At 50.3% G+C, this 16,332-nt stretch carries 13 protein-coding genes; 5 read left to right on the top strand and 8 right to left on the bottom strand.

Annotation, left to right across the window (positions count from 1 at the left end; all coding sequences use genetic code 11):
• Positions 1–23: 23 nt before the first annotated feature.
• Both bshA and CLV60_RS27125 read left to right on the top strand, forming a co-directional pair.
• A complete protein-coding gene (gene bshA, locus CLV60_RS27130; RefSeq protein ID WP_106598535.1) occupies positions 24–1,166 on the top strand; it encodes an N-acetyl-alpha-D-glucosaminyl L-malate synthase BshA in 1,143 nt (380 codons plus the stop codon).
• A 127-nt stretch (positions 1,167–1,293) separates the two neighbouring features.
• Positions 1,294–1,551: a DUF4834 family protein gene (locus CLV60_RS27125; protein WP_106598534.1), complete on the top strand. Its 258-nt coding sequence runs from the start codon at positions 1,294–1,296 to the stop codon at positions 1,549–1,551.
• A 72-nt stretch (positions 1,552–1,623) separates the two neighbouring features.
• Here the strand turns inward: CLV60_RS27125 and CLV60_RS27120 are convergent, their stop codons facing one another.
• The 6 genes from CLV60_RS27120 to nuoB form a co-directional block, all read right to left on the bottom strand.
• Positions 1,624–5,865, bottom strand: a complete 4,242-nt coding sequence (locus CLV60_RS27120) for a T9SS type A sorting domain-containing protein (RefSeq protein WP_106598533.1) — start codon at positions 5,863–5,865, stop codon at positions 1,624–1,626.
• Positions 5,866–6,020: 155 nt separating this feature from the next.
• Positions 6,021–8,864, bottom strand: a complete 2,844-nt coding sequence (gene carB, locus CLV60_RS27115) for a carbamoyl-phosphate synthase large subunit (RefSeq protein WP_106598567.1) — start codon at positions 8,862–8,864, stop codon at positions 6,021–6,023.
• A gap of 209 nt (positions 8,865–9,073) precedes the next feature.
• Positions 9,074–10,909 carry a BamA/TamA family outer membrane protein gene (locus CLV60_RS27110; protein ID WP_106598532.1) on the bottom strand — a complete coding sequence of 612 codons (1,836 nt, stop codon included), beginning with the start codon at positions 10,907–10,909 and terminating at the stop codon, positions 9,074–9,076.
• 61 nt (positions 10,910–10,970) lie between these two features.
• The gene (locus CLV60_RS27105) at positions 10,971–12,650 is read right to left on the bottom strand and encodes a hypothetical protein (protein ID WP_229211149.1); all 1,680 of its coding nucleotides are present in this window, start codon (positions 12,648–12,650) and stop codon (positions 10,971–10,973) included.
• Positions 12,651–12,747: 97 nt separating this feature from the next.
• Complete coding sequence (locus CLV60_RS27100) at positions 12,748–13,290, bottom strand: NADH-quinone oxidoreductase subunit C (protein ID WP_106598530.1); 543 nt, start codon at positions 13,288–13,290, stop codon at positions 12,748–12,750.
• A gap of 9 nt (positions 13,291–13,299) precedes the next feature.
• Entirely contained in the window at positions 13,300–13,830 is a 531-nt protein-coding gene (nuoB, locus tag CLV60_RS27095) for an NADH-quinone oxidoreductase subunit NuoB (protein ID WP_106598529.1), read from the bottom strand.
• A gap of 130 nt (positions 13,831–13,960) precedes the next feature.
• Here nuoB and CLV60_RS27090 point away from each other — a divergent pair, with 130 nt between their 5' ends.
• Positions 13,961–14,704, top strand: coding sequence for a hypothetical protein (locus CLV60_RS27090; RefSeq protein ID WP_106598528.1), 744 nt, complete (start codon positions 13,961–13,963; stop codon positions 14,702–14,704).
• Between the two features lies 1 nt (position 14,705).
• Here the strand turns inward: CLV60_RS27090 and CLV60_RS27085 are convergent, their stop codons facing one another.
• Positions 14,706–15,041: a helix-turn-helix domain-containing protein gene (locus CLV60_RS27085; RefSeq protein WP_106598527.1), complete on the bottom strand. Its 336-nt coding sequence runs from the start codon at positions 15,039–15,041 to the stop codon at positions 14,706–14,708.
• 230 nt (positions 15,042–15,271) lie between these two features.
• Here CLV60_RS27085 and CLV60_RS27080 point away from each other — a divergent pair, with 230 nt between their 5' ends.
• Both CLV60_RS27080 and CLV60_RS27075 read left to right on the top strand, forming a co-directional pair.
• The gene (locus CLV60_RS27080; protein ID WP_106598526.1) at positions 15,272–15,514 is read left to right on the top strand and encodes a hypothetical protein; all 243 of its coding nucleotides are present in this window, start codon (positions 15,272–15,274) and stop codon (positions 15,512–15,514) included.
• Between the two features lie 30 nt (positions 15,515–15,544).
• Positions 15,545–15,838 carry a PIN domain-containing protein gene (locus CLV60_RS27075; RefSeq protein WP_106598525.1) on the top strand — a complete coding sequence of 98 codons (294 nt, stop codon included), beginning with the start codon at positions 15,545–15,547 and terminating at the stop codon, positions 15,836–15,838.
• A gap of 5 nt (positions 15,839–15,843) precedes the next feature.
• Here CLV60_RS27075 and CLV60_RS27070 read toward each other — a convergent pair whose 3' ends face one another.
• Positions 15,844–16,311 (bottom strand): NADH-quinone oxidoreductase subunit A, encoded by a 468-nt coding sequence (locus CLV60_RS27070; RefSeq protein WP_106598524.1) that lies wholly within the window; start codon positions 16,309–16,311, stop codon positions 15,844–15,846.
• Between the last annotated feature and the right edge of the window lie 21 nt (positions 16,312–16,332).

Below are 16,332 nucleotides of genomic sequence, written 5' to 3'. Positions count from 1 at the left end.
GTTCAACCATTTGCTGACTTAATATGAAAATTGGTATCGTATGCTATCCTACCTTCGGAGGAAGCGGTGTGGTAGCTACCGAGCTTGGAAAAGCGCTTGCGAAAGCCGGCCACCAGGTTCATTTCATTACCTATTCCCAGCCTCAACGACTGGACTTTTTTAATGAGAACCTCTACTATCATGAAGTAAATATACCTGCCTATCCGCTGTTTCAGTACCCGCCTTACGAGTCGGCGCTATCGAGCGAAATGGTGCATGTAGTGGCCAATGCGGGCCTTGATTTGCTTCACGTACATTATGCGATCCCCCACGCGTCGTCGGCGTACCTCGCGAAGCAGATCCTCGCCGCGCAGGGCATTCACATTCCGGTGATCACCACCTTGCATGGTACAGACATTACCCTGGTCGGAAAAGATCCTTCCTACGAGCCGGTGGTAACATTCAGTATCAATCAGTCGGATGGCATTACCGCAGTTTCCGACTCGCTCAGAAAGGATACCTACGATCATTTCAAGATCACCAAAGACATTGAAGTAATCCCCAATTTTATCGACCTCGACCGATTCAACAGGCAGAAGAAAGACCATTTCAAACTCGCCATTTGCCCCAACAACGAGAAACTGATCGTCCACACTTCCAATTTCAGGAAAGTGAAAAGGATCGACGACGTGATCATGATCTTCGAAAAGCTGCGCAAGCTCCTGCCGAGCAAGCTGCTTCTTGTAGGTGACGGCCCCGACCGGATGCGCATCGAGCGCCTTTGCAAAGATCTGGATATGCTTTCGGACGTTCGTTTCCTGGGTAAGCTGGACGCGATCGAAGAAGTACTCTCCGTGGCCGACCTGTTCCTGATGCCTTCCGAATCCGAAAGCTTCGGATTGGCTGCGCTGGAAGCGCTGGCTTGCGAGGTGCCTATCATTACGTCTAATGCGGGCGGTCTGCCCGAACTCAACGTGCACGGAGTAACCGGCTTTTTGAGCGACGTGGGCGATGTAGAAGACATGGTGAAGCACGCCGCTTACATCCTGGACGATGCCAACCTGCCTACCTTCAAAGCGAATGCATTGGCAAGGGCGCGTGAATTCGATGTGGCGAAGATCCTGCCGCATTACGAAGCCTACTACGAACGCGTGGTAGAGAACAGCAAAGCGGTCGATCTGGCGTAGACAACCGCTGGTAAACGGATAGCGCCGCTCAGTTTACGGTTTCGTCTTTCATGCGGTTTTCCTTATATTCGTGTGCTAATTATGTTAGGTTTACGTTATTGATTGAGGTAAAAAACATTGTTGAAAGATGAAAGTGCTATTTAATATATTATTCATATTCCTGCTCCTGATTGCATTTGTGCCATTTTTCCGGCGCTTCCTTTTCCACTTGCTGGTGGGCAGGCAGCTGATCAAGCAACAGGAGAAAGCATACCGCGCGCAACAGCAAGCCGAGCGCGCCCGCACGAAGCCGGGAGGAATCCGGGTCGACAGCCCTCCGCAGAACAACAGCGAGTCGTCGAGGTTCAAAGGGGGGGAGTATGTGGATTATGAAGAAGTGAAATAGGAAGATTTAGAAATCGATATAATGCAAGAAGCCCGGAGCGATCCGGGCTTCGTTTGTTTGGTATCAATGCATTTACTGCTTGATCACCTTGAATGTAGCATTCTTGCCTTTGGAATTTACTTGAAGCAGGTAAATGCCGGGGGAAAGGCTACGGATATCAAGGGCTTCATCCCGCCTGCGGGTTTTGATAGTGTGGACAACTGTACCATTTTGCGAAATAAGCTGAATGTTTTTCTCATCGCTGTTTTCAGACTTTACCGTAAGGATGTCCTGTACAGGATTTGGTGCGACAACGACGTGGAATGCTGGTGCATTTGGTTCCGTTGCGGTTATTACTTCCACTTTTACCGTAGACGGGGACTCGATGATACCGATGCCGCAGCCATTAGAAACCCGGAACAGCCGATAATACTGGCTGGGGGATGCCTGAAATAATTCAACGACGTCGGTAGAGGTGTAAGCTTGCCGGTTCATCACCGAGCCATCGGTGCCGAACTGGTAGTACCATGGACCGCCGCCGCCAAGTAGAACAGTTACCTTCGGGTTGTTGACGCCATCGAAGATCACGGTTTCGGATGCGAAACGGGCCCGCGCTTTTTGCATCGCAGTAAGCGGTGCTCCGAAGGCGCCGCTGCCTGTGTTCGGGTCGGATCCAGTTACCCGGATGCGGTATTGCGCAGTGGGAGAGAGGTCTCCCGGCACGACAGCCTGGATGGGTTTGGCGTTTCCGATGGTCGTTATATTCCGGAAATTCCGTCCGGTGCTGTCCGAAATTTGTACTGTAAAAGTATTGCCGGCGGAGAATGTTCCGGCTGTCTTGTAATCAACACCGATGGTATCGCCCGTGCACGCGTTAAAACCCGATTTGGTGATGATCCTGGTAACTGTGACAGTACGCTCCGAAGGTGGGTTGACTTCGACCGTCGCGGATCCGGTTGCGATTCCATTACCGCACGCGTTGGTGATGGAGGCAATGGTGTAGGTGGTGGTTTTCGTTGGAGAGACATTGATATTATTAAGAGCTCCTACGCCGGTGTAAATGCTGCCCTTAGTGCCATCCGACAGGACGAAATTAGGGGCATCAGTATTGTATTTATTGGACCGGATCACCAGCTGCGTACTTTCGCCGCTGTTGATTGTTGTGTTGCCATACAGTGTTACGTTGGGTTTCGTGGTGACGCTCACCCCCAAATTAGCAGTGAGACCATATTTAGGCACCGAACAAACAATGACATAATAGCTGCCAGGTAACGTGTTGGGCAGTTTCAACAACATACTGCCTTTGAGCGTGCGCGTGGAGTCGAGGCGGATCGTACTTTTATTATTTTGGTCTACGATCGAAAAGTGCACATAGCCGTCGGAAAGGTTCACATCCCCCATCAGCTCATAGTCAACATTGATCGACCCCCCTTCGCAGACACTCCACGACGAGGTATTGGCTACAAGTTTAGGATTTACCGACACGTTTACTTTTCCGGTCGCTGTGCCGTAACCGCATACATTACTTATCGAAAGGATACTGTACTCCTGGCTTTTTCTGGGATAGACATACCAGCCCTGCTCGTTGTAGAGTTCCTGGCGGGTGTTGTCGCTAAGAATACCGATAATCGGAGGCGCTCCTTCCGTACGGATTCGCAATACGACGCTTTGTCCCGCGTCTACCTTTACCGGGTCCGCCTGTGAGTTATCCGCCGTCAGCGTAGCCTTTACAGGTGTTGAGACTTGAATGCTCTGCGGCTCTGACCTGGAGCCGTCCGATGACACGACGCGCAGGCTGTAATTGCCTGTGGGCAACTCATCCGGAATTAGCGTGTTGAATCGCTTGCCTTTCTGCCCGGTCACCAATGCTTTGAAATCGAAGGTGTTTACGGGAGAAATTTCGAGTGAATATGTTGGGTCGCCGATTTCAACTCCTTCTACAAGATCGAAAGAAAGGCTGAGTGGTGTTCCTGTGCAATATACCTGCGACTGTAATGAGGTAATCTGTAAAAGGCCAGGCATAGCCCGGTAATAAGCTGTCTTGTCGACGGGGAACGTTCCACACTCATTGGAAGCCGTTTTTACTACGTAAGTACTCGTTTCACCCGACTTTGGTGTTACGTATACAGAGTTGACATTCTGGCTAAATACAGTTTTTTTCTCCACGCCGTTTTCGGTATAGGTAACACTCTGAATCTGGGAGTTCGACCCCAGGTACAGTTGTGCGGGAGTTGGATTGATAATGTATCGCTGAGGGTCTTCTGGCCGCCCCTGTGGCGAAAGAGAGAATTCCGTTAGCGGAGTATGTAGCCTGATGCGCTCGACATTGCTGAAAAGCACCGGATTCGAAGAGGCGATCCGAAATTCCAGTTCATAGGGAAAATACTGGGTAATGGCTACTTTCACTTTATACTTTCCGCCTTGCTCCACCACTCGCAGTGTACTGAAGTCGCAGCATGGCTGGTTAACTTGAATGCTGAATTTGTTTCCCGCGCCGAATTGCCCCACCGTGCCGAAAGTTATTTCCAGGCTGTCGTTGTTGCAAATCGCATTTTTGAGAGGCTCAATGTAAGCAGCCGGCTCGCTGCCCGGTTGTAATTTTAGTGTTACACTGGCTGGATTATCATTTTTGAAACATCCATTAGACACCGATTTGACTTTATATTCAGTCGTTTGCCTAACAAACATTTGGACCCCTCCGATGTCGGAGTACTGTGTGGTCTTGATCGTGCCGTCGGCTTCTTCCAGCGTATAGGGGCCGCCGCCATCCAGACCATAGTTGAGCGAAACTCGGGAGGGTATGGTTAATGTCGTGGACCCCCAGCCGCTGACCGAATAACGTATTGTCGGGGTAGTTTGAACAACCAGATCAGAAGTAGGCTGCGATTCGAGGCTTGGATTAGTGGTTATAATCTGGTATTGGTGGTAGTAGGAGCCGCTTTGACCGGCAGGCCATGCAAATTCAAGGTAGTCGCCAGAGCGTTTTGCATCGATGAAAAACCTGGTGCCATTGCCTGGACTGACCCCGATCTTAAACCTGGTCGCGTCGGTAAGCTGCGCACTACTCACGAATTTAACACGCATATTTGGCCCTGCGCAAACTACTTGCTTGCCTTCGGCGAACCGGATGCCAGGGCGCACTTTGATCCGTACGACCTCGGGTTCGGTGATATCAACCGTGCCGCAAGCCGAAGTGACGGATTTAATGCTGTAATTTTTGTCGACAGTCGGCGAAATCTGGAAGGAAATATCGCCATAGAAAGAAGTTGCCTTGTTGCCGTCGGTCAGTTCCACCGAAAAGGGAGGCACACCGTAGGTTTTCACAGACAAATAAATGGAGGAGTTGATATCCACGGTTTGGCTGGGTGTACTGAAACTAGCGCCGGTTTTGGGGTATAGTGTCAAGGCGGTCGGTGCAATGGAAGATACAGTCGCAGGGTTACTTGTAATAACCTGGACGCTTAATTGCTGGCTGTTGGATAATTTCACGTAGGCGGGAAATGTACCAACCAGAAAATTACCTTGCAACGTGGCGGGCACTTCAATCACTTTGGGCGTCCCGGTCGGATAAAGTTCTTTGAAGCGCAGCCGGTAGCGGGTTTGGGCGGTGAAGGCAGTTCCTTGCGTTGAGAATGTTACTTTCACCTCGCTGTTCTCACAAATTTGCGTAGGCGAGACCGAAACAGTTTTGACAGATGTTGAATTGATTACGGGTTGATATTGACCGCTTACTTGCATGGCCCCGCAGTTGTTTTCCGCGTGAGCTATGTTATATAGGGGATAAGTCCCAGGCACTGTTAGCGCCTGGGACGATGTAAATCCTCCCGGATTGCCGTATAAGTTGAATTTGCTGCTATCGTTCAAAGTCACGCGTATATCACCGATGCCGATACCTGCAAAGTTGATATCGACGATGTCGAAAGTATTAAGCGTATCACGCCTGTTGTCGGGATTGAGGGTGATACGCCCTTTGGAATACACTAAAATGCCATACGACCATTCGCTCTGGACTTTCGGAGAAGATGCGAGCGCCCTGAACTGAACAGAGATGTTGGCATACGCAACAGAGTCTTTAAGCACGAATTCGAGCCTTCCGTTGGTAAGTGTCGCGGGAACTTCTTCTACAACGGAGAGGGTCTCGGCTTTGCGAACCTGGATAGAAAATTTGTTGTCCGGATTGAACGTCCCTGTCGTGTTGATGCCATACCGGTAGGTCGTGTTCAGGCAGGCATTCCAGGAATAATCGCTATTGAAGGAAATTGTAGGCGTTTGTGCAAATGCAGCCGATTGAATACAAAGCCACATTGCAAGAATGCAAGCGTAAAACTTAGACATGTAGGGGAGTGGTTACAATTAATTCCCGAAAATAGCACATAATGGAGAATTATCCGGGGGGAATGTTACCACTATTTTATTCTGGTTTACAAATGCATTGAATGCAAAAAGCCCCGGATCACTCCGAGGCTTGATGTTACTGCAAATCATTATTACTACCGGCTCAGGTAAAGATTCCTTTCGCCGTAGATTTTCTGAAAGAACTCATCTTCCAAATCTTTGATGAAGTAGATCGCTTCACCGGTCGATTTCATTTCAGGGCCCAGTTCCTTGTTCACATTCGGGAATTTGTTGAATGAGAATACAGGAATCTTGATTGCCCAGCCATTTTTAACCGGTTTGAAATCGAAATCCTTCACCTTCTTGTCGCCCAGCATCAGCTTGGTAGCGTAATTCACGTAAGGCTCTTCGTAGGCCTTGCAAATGAATGGTACGGTACGCGACGCACGCGGGTTCGCCTCGATCACGTACACGACGCCGTCTTTCACCGCAAATTGTACGTTGATCAACCCCTTCACGTTCATCGCCAGTGCGATTTTGCGGGTATGCTCTTCGATCTGACGGATTTCGTCGGCTGTGAGGTCGAATGGAGGCAATGCAGCGTGAGAGTCGCCGGAGTGGATACCCGCAGGCTCAATGTGTTCCATCACACCGATAATGTAGGCGTCTTCGCCATCGCAGATCGCGTCAGCTTCTGCTTCCAATGCACCTTCGAGGAAGTGGTCGAGGAGGATGTTGTTGTCCGGAATGTCGTGCAGGATTTTTACCACATGCTGTTCCAGTTCCTTCTCGTTGATCACGATTTTCATGCTCTGTCCACCCAAAACGTAGCTTGGACGAACGAGCAGCGGGAAGCCCAGCGTGCGCGAGAGTTCCACCGCAGTATCGGAATCTCTTACAGTGCCGAATTTCGGATAAGGGATGCCCAGTTCTTCGAGCAATGACGAGAAACGGCCGCGGTCTTCTGCCCAGTCGAGCGAGTGGAAGTCGGTACCGATGATCTTCACGCCATATTTTTCGAGCTTCTCAGCCATTTTCAAGGCCGTCTGACCACCGAGTTGAACGATTACGCCCTCAGGCTTTTCGTGCTCGATAATGTCGAAAACGTGCTCCCAGAAAACGGGTTCGAAGTACAGTTTGTCGGAAATATCCGGGTCGGTTGAAACGGTTTCAGGGTTACAGTTCACCATGATCGTTTCATAACCGGCTTCTTTCGCGGCCAATACACCGTGTACACAAGAGTAGTCGAATTCGATCCCTTGTCCGATACGGTTAGGTCCGGAACCCAATACGATCACCTTCTTGCGGTCGCTTACGACCGACTCGTTGTCAGGGAATTCCTGGGAGGTATTGAAAGTAGAGTAGTAGTAAGGTGTTTTGGCTTCGAACTCAGCCGCGCAGGTATCAACGCATTTGTACACGCGCTTTATGCCCAATGCTTTCCGGCGATCGTATACCTTGCTTTCTTTGGTACCAAGCAAATGGGCGATCTGACGGTCGGCATAACCTTTCTGTTTCGCTGTCAAAAGAAGGTCTTTTGGCAGGTCTTCAAGGTCGAATTTCTCGATTTGGTGTTCCAGCTCGATCAGCTCTTCGATCTGTTTGAGGAACCACGCATCTATTTTAGTCAGGTTCTGGATCGTTTTGAACGACAGACCTATTTTGAATGCATCATAAATGTGGAACAGGCGGTCCCAGCTTGGGTGTTGCAGACTGTATTTGATTGCTTCCTGGTCGCGAAGCTCGCGGCCGTCGGCACCCAAACCATTGCGGCGGATTTCCAGTGACTGGCAAGCCTTTTGCAATGCCTCCTGGAAGTTACGTCCGATACCCATTGCTTCACCTACCGACTTCATTTGAAGACCCAGTGAGCGATCAGCGCCTTTGAATTTATCGAAGTTCCAGCGAGGAACTTTCACGATTACATAGTCGATCGAAGGTTCGAAGAATGCGGAAGTACTGCCGGTAATAGGGTTGATGAGCTCGTCGAGGTCGTAACCGATCGCCATTTTCGCAGCGATTTTTGCGATAGGGTAACCCGTCGCTTTCGAAGCCAATGCCGATGAACGCGATACACGCGGGTTGATTTCGATCGCGATGATCTTGTCGTCCGCGGGGTTCACCGAGAATTGTACGTTACAGCCACCCGCAAATTTGCCGATACCGTTCATCATTTTGATCGAAAGGTCGCGCATTTGCTGGTACAATGTATCCGGAAGCGTCATTGCAGGCGCTACTGTGATACTGTCGCCGGTGTGCACACCCATCGGGTCGAAGTTCTCGATCGAGCAAATAATGATGAAGTTACCTTTGCTGTCGCGAAGCAATTCGAGCTCGTATTCTTTCCAGCCCATTACACTTTGCTCCACCAGTACCTCGTGTACAGGTGATGCGTGCAAGCCGTAGTTAAGCGCTTTGTCGAAATCTTCTTCTTTCTCCACAAATCCACCTCCTGTACCACCCAGGGTAAATGAAGGACGGATTACGAGCGGGAAGCCGATTTCCTGTGCGATCTCTTTTCCTTCGAGGAAAGAGCGGGCTGTGCGGCCCTGGCACACGTTTACGCCTAGTTCGAGCATTTTCAGACGGAATTTCTCCCGGTCCTCGGTCGTTTCAATCGCTTTGATATCCACACCGATAATGTCCACCTCATACTTTTTCCAGATACCTGCCTTATCGCAATCGATAGCCAGGTTCAGCGCCGTTTGGCCTCCCATGGTAGGAAGTACCGCGTCGATGGGCTTGCCCATCGCCTTGTGTTTTTCCAGAATCTCAACGATGTACTTCTTTTCGAGTGGCAACAGGTACACATGATCTGCACTGATAGGGTCAGTCATGATGGTTGCAGGATTGGAGTTGATCAGAACTACCTCAATCCCCTCTTCGCGTAGTGAACGGGCTGCCTGAGAGCCAGAATAGTCAAACTCGCACGCCTGACCGATGACGATGGGGCCTGAACCGATAATCAGAACGGATTTGATACTCGTATTTTTGGGCACAGTAAATGGTAATTTGTAGAAATGAAGGAAATACTTGAACAACTTTTGGCAGTTGCCTGACGATTTTGAGCAGGGGTACGTCCAAAAATTCCACAAAGTTAATTCTCATATCCGAAAAAGGACAGGTTGTGGCCCGAAATAACTGTAAAATTTTAAAATGGTGTCATTAATGGTCAGTAAGTCAGGAAGTTGTGAAATTGACTTGTAAGCTATTGGAACGGCGCAATGGCCGGGGCGGAGATGTCGAAGTCGCGCAGGCGCAGGGGAACGTTGCCCGAAGCGGCGAAACGGGTGGGTGAGGAAAGCTCGGGGATATTGACGTAATATCCGAAGCGTACCTGCAGGGTATTGAAGGTCAGATTTTCATTCCGGAGCCGTAAGCCTAACCCATAACCCTGGTACAGCGGGCTCTTCCAGAGATGCGGAACGCCATTGACGAGGCCTAAATCCGCGAATACGAAGTAGGCGATACGGAAACCCAAAAGGCTTTTGTCGGAGAAGAACACGGTCTCAGTTCCGATGGTTAGCTTCTTGGTGCCGATCAGCCGGTCGTTATTGATGCCCCTGATGCCCTGGTTCCCGCTGATATTGAGATAATCCAGCGGGTCTCTGTTGATGCCTTTTGCAAATCGGATGTTGACAAATTGCCGGAAGAAGCTGTGCCGGAAGGGGATCAGGTTACTGATATAGGTAATCTCCCCATTGATAACTCCTTGCTGTGCAACGCCTTTTTTGGAATAGGTACCCAAATTGGCCAGTCCGTAAAAGTAACCCAGGTTATGGGGCAGGTATTTGCCCGTCGCGAATTGGAGACCACCGTAGCCCCGTGCGCCATATTCGGTATTCTCGCGCCCGATGGTGAGCGCGAAAAGGCTACCTACCGGCACGTCCTCCGTTCGTCCGAAACCGTAGATCAAGACGTCCCGTTTGTAGTTCCGGTTGGAAAATCCCAGGCTTATGAGCGTCGCAGTGCGGTTCCAGTAGTTCTTGTTGAGGTTCGGTGCCACCTCTGGTCGCTCGTCGTAGTTGTATTTGTTATGCCTGAATGCGGTTACGATCCGGGAGTTCTGGGCCAGTTTGCTGTCGGGGAAAGGGAATTTGAATGCCCGCCCGATCCAGAAATCATAATATTTGTAGTCGGTCTCCAGCAGCGTCAGCGAATCTTTCGATTGCAGTTCCCGCTTGACTTGCCTCGTCTTATAGTGGCCCACTTCCAAAGCACCGGCATATTTCGTTTCCGTTGTAATAAACCTGCGGTTAAACCGGATGGATTGCTCTTGCAGGTCGCGCTCGAAGATCAGGCTGGCCTGGGCAGTAATGAAGGTTTTACCGATATAAGGAACAGTGTAAATGGCCCGGAATTGAAACTTTCGCACGGAATCCTTCGAATCCCAGCGAATGGCCGTTCGCTGGGAATGCGTGGTCCCGCGGACGTTGATGTTCTCAAGCCCCAGGCCGAATTTGTTGAAGGAACTGAAACTCCCCGAGAAATTAAGCGACCAGGCATCCTGAATGAGCACGATAATGTCGGCCATCCAGGTAACATCCTTTCGGGGAATGACAATGATACGCGCATCGACGAACATCCGGTTGGAACGCAAAAGACGTTCGGTGTCTTTTAAAACATGCGCCTGGATATCGTCACCCTCCGAAAACAGCAGGAAGGATTTCCGGACAATACCTTCCCGAGTATTGGTATGGACACTTTTACTCAAAAACCTTTCGAGCTGGTTGCCTTTCCGGGTGGTATCATAAACCGATTCGCCGAGAATGTTCAATTGCCGGATGTAGATTTTCCGGATCACCATGCCCTCGTAAGGGGTAAACGGGTTGGTTTCGATCTCCTTCACCTCGGTAACCTTGCCCTGGTTGTAAACGTCCCTGAAAAGCAGCCGGTAAACAGCCCGCGAGAACTTGGTTTTCGACATCCGGGCTTTGAGGTTCGTATACCGGATACTGTCGCGGCTGTGCACTTCCAGGCTGTCGGGGTTTTGTGCCGACGCGCAGAAGGAAAGCATCAGAAACAACAGCAAATATTTGCACATGGGCTATCCGGATTCCAAATCAACTGTTTCTTAACGCAAACGCAGCAATGCGAGGTATACACTACTGGCTGTTGACCTCGATCAGCGCCTTGGCCGTCTTTTCTGTTTCGCTTGGTGCCGGGGCATTTTTGGTGGCAAACTTGCCGTTAGGCCGGATAATGGAAAATGTTGCGAAATCCAGTGGGTTGAGGCGGAACAGCAGGTCCATGGCCTGGTTATCATCGATCGACATGTGAATGCCTTTTAATCGGTGCCGAACGATGTACTGCCGCAATATCGCGTCCGAAACCGTGTAGTTCTCGGTGGAGAAATGCACGAAGAGGAACACGATGTTTTCCGGGAGCCGGGCTTGCAGTGTCGGAATGAAATCCAGTTCCTCACGGCTCTTGGCATCCTCAATGTTCCACTTCACGAGGTAAATGGTTTTTCCTTTCAATCCATCGACAATGCCGTTGAACCACGGAGTACCCCGGTCGTTTGAAGCGCTGAGGTAGTAGCCGGGCAATACCTCGATCGGCGCGGTGCGCACGTTTTTGAAATCCACCAACTTACGGATATTCGCGCTGTCCTTCACTTCCAGCTGGATGATCTCGTCAAGCGATTGCTTGAACTGTGGAATGCCTGTGCGGGACTTAATGTGGTTATTGAGTAGTAATTGCTGCGAGTAGGTGTATTTGTAAAGGTTTTTGGCCAGGTAACGTACTTTGAGAAACTCGGTGGCGGTGCTGTCGTACAGATCCCCGTAAATGCGGCTTTCGCGCTCGTAGTTGAAAAGCAGGTTCAGGACCATTTCATTACGGGCAAAAAGTTTGTTCATGAAGTCGAGCTCGCCTTTTTCGGCCAGGCCGTTGGCTGCGATCTGGTTCAGGTGCTGGCGATCGTCCGCAGAAAGGTTTCTGGAATTGTCGCGGATCAGCGCGGCCATTAGTTTCACTGGGAGGGAATTGGTTCTGCTGGGATTATCGAACTTCTTTCCTTCCACCATCTGGTCGGCGTAGTTACCGAACCGGTTTGCCCAGATCACGCGCTGTCCGGTTAGCGGAGCCCGGTCCAGGCGTTTGAGGCTGTCGAGCAATGCCTTTCCGACCTGGTACTGATTGCTCAATGCGTGCTCATACAAAAGCTGCAACTGTTCCTCATCCGTCACCGATTTGACCCAATTGTACAAAACGGGTGAGGTTACCGTGCTTTGTGTTGCAGCTTTTACAGATCCGAGGCGAAATTCACCGCGACTTTCTGCGATAAAGCGGGCATCGGACGGGCTTTTGTCCCAAAATGACTTGAAAAAATCGGTACCTAATGTCCTGCTTCCGTTCAACCGCTGGTTTTCTGCGGCCAGGTACAACGGATATTGATTATTGGCGTCGGCATTGGCTCCGGCGAAGTAAAACAACTTTTTAGCCCTCCCGATGGAATCACCATTGAAAATAATTTCCACTGTCCCCGGCGACCCGAGGAAGGTAGTGAACGCCTTCCCGCCGTAATCCATATAAATTTCCTCCTGCGGGAAAAGCATAGGAAGCGACACGCGGAAAGTCCCGTCGGCTTGCAAATCGGCCTGCTTGCTCAGTTCCGATTGCGGTTGCAGGATGTTGTTTCGTGAAAAAGTAATGAACGGAGCCTGGCGGTAGAGGCGTCCGTTGAGGTTATTGATCCGACCTTTTATAATAAGTGAGTCGGTGACTGCGAATGCTGAGTGCAAAAAGCCGAGAAAGAGGGCTGTCAGTATGATGAAGCGCATGCGGGTGATCATTAAAATTTGGTAACGAAAAATAACGAGGCTTTTTCATGCTACCAAATATGAATGATTATTTGCCCGAATGCACAGAAAACAAAAGCTAGGCTCTGTCCGGGTCAGTGGACGGTTCCAGTGTCTTGCCATCTTCATAGCGGACATAAATGCCATGGTACCTTTCCTGGGCATCGTAATCCTTGCGGAGCGGATGGCCTTCCCAGTCTTCGGGAAGCAGGATCCGGCGGAGATCAGGGTGTCCCTCGAAGGTAATGCCCATCAGGTCGAAGGCTTCGCGTTCATGCCAGTCGGCCGTGCGCCAGATATGGCTCACCGTCGGTACGGATGGCAGGGAGGCCTCAGCTGTATTTCTTGGGAACACGGCTTTCAGGGTAAGATCCAGGCCGTAGGGAATGGAAGTAAGGTTATAAATCAGCTCCATCGTATCGGCGGCGGTGCCGTTATCGATGGCCGTAATGCAGGCCAGGTAATCGAAATACAGTCTTTCGTCTTCATGTAAAAAACGGCAGATGGCAGCAATGCCCTGCACCGGAACAACCAGAGCAGGCTGCGGGTTCTTGGTTTCGGCCGTGATCGCGTATTCCGGGAACTGGCCGGCAATCATATCGGTGATTTCCTGAAAAGTCATAGTAAAGGATTAGGATAAAGCGGCTGGCTGGCCTGCGGCTTCCATTTCCAGAAACAGCTCGGGGACCTGCTCCTGCTTGCCGCGGATTTTTTCCTGCAATTTCATAAAGCCGCCGATCAGCGCCTCGGGCCGGGGCGGGCATCCGGGTACATATACATCCACGGGAATAATCCGGTCGACGCCCTTCACGACGTGGTATCCATGCTCCCAGTAAGGACCACCGCAATTGGAGCAGCTGCCCATCGAGATCACATACCGCGGTTCAGGCATTTGTTCATACAGCCGGCGGATACGGTCGGCCATTTTGAAAGTGACGGTTCCGGCGACGATCATCACGTCCGACTGCCGGGGCGAAGGCCGCGGCATAATCCCGAAGCGTTCGAGGTCGTAGTTGGCCGCGTAGGTAGCCATCATTTCAATCGCGCAGCACGCCAAACCGAAGCCCATGGGCCATAGCGACGACAGGCGGGCCCAGTTCATCAGGTCTTCCGCATTGGTCAGGATGATGCCGCCGTCGCCGGTTTTGATTCGTTCACTCATGAATATTTGAAGATGCCGGATTTTGGTACGGATATTGCTTTAAAATACATTGTCCGTCTGCAAAACTAACCATATTTGGCAAGAAACTGTTTCAGGAGGCGTTACAAAACAAATACAAACCATCAACTATATGAAACGAAAATTACTCATCTGTTTCCTGCTTTCGGCCTTTTGCACCGGCGCCGCGTCGGCTCAGTCGGATTCCACAGTCAGGATATTCAAAAGCGGAATGGCTGTTTATGCGGAGCTGGGCATGCTTCCAAACAACAAGACCCTGCGCGATCAGCTTGCCCGTTTGCAGGTAAAGCCGTTTACATCTTTCATGGGAAACCTCGTGCTAGCCCGCCGCACCGAGTCGGAGCGATGGTTCTCCGAGGCCAGGCTTATCGTTATGAATAGCACCAACTACACCTCCCACCGCGATACGCGCAAGGCATACCTGAACGGGTTCGGTATCGGCACCGACGGCGGGCCGAAACTAGTGAATAATGCACGCTGGAATGTGACCATACCGCTGGGCGCCGATTTCATGCTGTACAGGCTGAATATCAAGAGCAATGCTTCGGTATCTGCCCAACAGCTGCTGAACAATCCGTCGGCTTACCAGGCTGTAAAGCTGTACACAGCCAATATCAATCTGCACGGCGGTATAGGAGTGGATTACAAAATGGATTTCCTGCCTAAAATTCACGAAAAAGTGTACCTGAGCGGTAAGCTGACTTACCATCAGCCGATTCTGGGCAGACGCAAGTGGAAAGGAGACAACGTGACGGTCGACGATTTGTCCCGTTTAAAGGTCAACCAGCTTTACCTGCAACTGGGATTTGTGTTCTTCCCGCGTCCGCACATGAAAAAATGGGGCGGAATGCACTAGGTCAGGCACCTTTTTTCTCGGCGAGTAACGTGCGCAGCTGATTTTCGAGGATTTTAATATACGTATCCTTATCTATCTCGCTCAGCGATTCGGGTGAAAACTGCCCAAGCGGAATGTCCCGGACGATCTGCTGCACGGGGCGGTCGGTGATCAGCTCCGGCACGGTACTGTTAAGAACTTGTGAGAGTTGTCTGAGGGTGTCGACAGAAGGAGCGATATGCCCGGTTTCCAGCTCGTTATATTCTTCTTCGCTGATTTGGAGCGATGATGCCATTTGAGCGACGGATAATCCTTTTCGCTCACGCCCTGCGCGTAAGTTTTTTGTGAAAGCCTCCATAGTATTTTGTTGATGATGACAGAATCGGTAACAAGCCGGAAAAATCGGTATTTTTTAAGTAACTGTCAATATAATTCGATAAAACAAACAGTCCATTGGATAATTTATGGAGTTGTTTATCAGAAAGTTATATATTTAAGGTAGAGGAGGGAGGCATTGAACAACCCGGAGATTTTCCGTAAATTGGAACGGAGGTCCTCGGCTCGGAATTTTTCTTGAAAAAGCGATATATGGCACATACAATCACTATTGAGACAGAAAGCGATAACGATTTTGCGCTGTTGAAAGGGCTGGCCGAGCGGTTGGGGCTACCGGTTAAGGAAAATCATGGCGGTGATTCGATACGAAATGCCGACCAGGCGGCTGCAATGAAAAAATTTATAGGTACCTGGCGAGGGGACGAGACTGCTGAGGAGCTGGAAACAATGATCTACAATGCGCGTAGCGATCGGTCACGGGAGGTGGATCTATGAGCTACCTGCTGGATACCAATATGCATCCACTTGTTCAAAGGAAATGAAAGTGTTGTTGGCAGGCTCGAAACAGTTGGGCTAAACTCTTGTCATCTATCAGAAATCACCATTTTGGAACTGATGTTTGGCGTGGAAAATAGCGCGGCGAATCGTTGTTCTGCAAACCGGGAAAATCTGGATTGGTTGCGTGCTGCTTTTTCTGACCGGATATTGTTAATAGGAGCAAGCTTTGAAGAATATGCCAGGCAGAAATCCGCTTTACGGCAAGCCGGACTTCCTACCGGGGAATTTGATCTGATAAAGCTTGAAAACTGGCTGGATTAGAAGGCCTATTTCTTGTACCGCTCATTGACTTTTGCATACAAATCAGCCGGAACGGGCGATTTGACTTCCGGGATCTGAGGCTTGGGAAGAACCCAATCGAGGTAGCCTTTTGCCCAGGCATAGGCCAGGCCGAAGATGAGGATGCCGATGAAAACGGTCATTTCTGCCATCGCGAACCAGCCCCATCGGCCGTTCGTTTGCGCGATGAGCTCTTCACTTCCGAACACCACCGACCAGGGAAAAAGAAACAGCAATTCGACTTCAAACAACACGAAGATCAATGCGACGACGTAGAACCGGACATTGAACTGGATATTGGCATTACCCAGCGGTTCTTCACCGGATTCGTAGGTGGTCAGCTTCTCTTCGTTGGGATTATGCGGGCGGAGGAATTTCGCAATAGTGAGCATAACACCGAGCAATATCAGCGCGGCGATGATGAAGAGCAGGATATAACCGAAATCGGTGAGCATGGTAATGAGCCTGTTTTGTGC

Source organism: Dyadobacter jiangsuensis (assembly GCF_003014695.1).
Classification (GTDB): Bacteria; Bacteroidota; Bacteroidia; order Cytophagales; family Spirosomataceae; genus Dyadobacter; species Dyadobacter jiangsuensis.
Note: the sequence above shows the minus strand (reverse complement) of the source record. Positions and strands in the feature narration are given on the sequence as shown.